Consider the following 1,890-nt stretch of genomic DNA (forward strand, 5'->3'; position numbering starts at 1 on the left):
ATGGAGCTCGGATCATGGATGATTCCGACAATAGCATGAGTTTGTCTTTCGTCACCCGGCGGCGCTTGCTGGCGGGCACGGCCACGGCCGCACTGGCATGGCCGTTCCAGGTAAGGTCGCGGGCCGCCGGACTTACGGGCGGTAGCGGCGCCGCCGATCCGGCGCTTGTTTTGTGTGGGAACTGGCAGGATTTCCATGACAAGACACTGGCGTTATGCCGCGAACAGCAAAGGTTGGAGACACACCTCGCTAGGACGGTCGGCTTTCCCTACGCCAAGGTACGGCTTGCCGATGGGACGGAATTAACGCTCCATTCCATGGAAGGCCTGAACGATGCCTACTCTCCCGAAATTGAAGTCGAATGGAACAGTGCGGTTGCCGACTTCGCGGCACACCAGGCGCGTTGGGATGCCGCCGATGCTGAGATCGGCTATTCGAGAGCAGACGAACTGATACGGCAATCCGAAACAGCCGAACGCGACCTTCTGGATAATCTACCGCATACAGCGGCTACCTCCATGGAGGGCATTTTAGCCAAGCTGCTCGTTATTTTGCATGACGGTGAGCATTGGGAACGTCCCGCCGATTTCCCTTGGCCTCATATCCGCTCGGTGCTGGATGACCTCGGCCGCCACCATAAATATCGATCCGGCGACGATCGCCAGAACGATCGGGCAACCGTCAGTTAACGGCCCTTATAGGCGGTGAGGAAGCAGTCTGCTTCGAAGGAAGACGGACCGGAAAGCAGATAGGCGGCCAGTTGTGTGCGGCTCGCTCCAAAGTTGCCCTGCTTGAGCAAGTCATCTTGATGGGCGCGAGGCCGACTTTGCCAATGTTGCTTGCCTCGGCGGCGCTCCTAATGGACATGGCCCACGTGGGGCTCAAGCAATAGCCTCGCCGCCGTGACCGCTGCGTCTCGATGAAGGCCAGCTTTCCGCACAGGGTGCATCACCCTCATCACAACTTGTCGCCCTGGTCTTGCGGACGCCACGAGACGGGATTGGTGATCCAGCGACTGATGTCGGATTCGTGCCAGCCTGCGCCGTGGATACTGATCTGTATCTGGCGTGGGAAGGTTCCTTCGGCGATCTTGCGATAGATCGTGGACCGAGACAGACCGGTCCGGAAAAGGACGGTTTTCAGGCGGATGATCCGGTCTGGTTCAGGCATGGTCGCACTGCCTCTTGCTGGCTGGTTCTGGTTGCTCCTGATCCAGAGAGGACAGACACTTACGGGCACGCAAGAGGGTTTTCCGGGTCGTCTTGCCCCGGCGTGGAAACGGCGGCGAATCGGACGTATTCAGATTCCAATGCCACGGCCTCTGCCGATGCCGTGGCTGAATGCGAGTTCCGTAGCGAGGCTGCGGCCGGAGTCGGTATGAATGCCAAGATCGCGTTTGCGATTGGCAAGGAGGGACTCCAGTTGAGGATCGCGTTCGAGACTCTTGGCCATGTCGGACATGGCCGACCGCGTTGACTTGTAGCCGGACATGTCGCCAGCTTGGTATTGGTGTTGGCTCGTGCGCTCAAGCTTTTGCCAGCCTTCCACGAAACGGTCGGCCCGACGCCCCGGATCGGTGTCCAGTCCGGTGCGGATTTCCGTCTCAAGCTGAAGCGCCAGCACGATGCGACTGACCCGGCCGGCCGTCGCTTCACGAACCAACTCGGGGTTCTTGACATAGGCAGCTTCGGTATCGCGCCAGCCATGCGGCCGGACCTTCTCGAAAGCGCTGCGGGCATCCCGCAACTCGCGCATCTGCTCGGGACTGCCCTGCCCATCCACATTTCCGCTGCTCAGGATCGCGTCAATGGCGCGCGCGTGACGCACAAGCGCGTTCGTGCGAGCGCGGCGCAGCGCCGCTTCGGGGCTCGCCGCCGCATCCGTGTCGCG

2 protein-coding genes and 1 pseudogene are annotated in these 1,890 nt (G+C 60.8%); 1 reads left to right on the forward strand and 2 read right to left on the reverse strand.

What is annotated here, in order from left to right; all coding sequences use genetic code 11:
* On the forward strand, positions 1-689 hold a 689-nt coding region (locus FJ941_RS28850), incomplete at its 5' end, for a hypothetical protein (protein WP_210242240.1).
* 268 nt (positions 690-957) lie between these two features.
* Here FJ941_RS28850 and FJ941_RS28855 read toward each other — a convergent pair.
* Complete coding sequence (locus tag FJ941_RS28855; protein ID WP_140511003.1) at positions 958-1,170, reverse strand: AlpA family phage regulatory protein; 213 nt, start codon at positions 1,168-1,170, stop codon at positions 958-960.
* Between the two features lie 129 nt (positions 1,171-1,299).
* Positions 1,300-1,890, reverse strand: a pseudogene (locus FJ941_RS28860) (Ti-type conjugative transfer relaxase TraA); the annotation flags it as partial.

The sequence above is a fragment of the Mesorhizobium sp. B2-3-13 genome, from assembly GCF_006442195.1.
GTDB classification, from domain to species: Bacteria; Pseudomonadota; Alphaproteobacteria; order Rhizobiales; family Rhizobiaceae; genus Mesorhizobium; species Mesorhizobium salmacidum.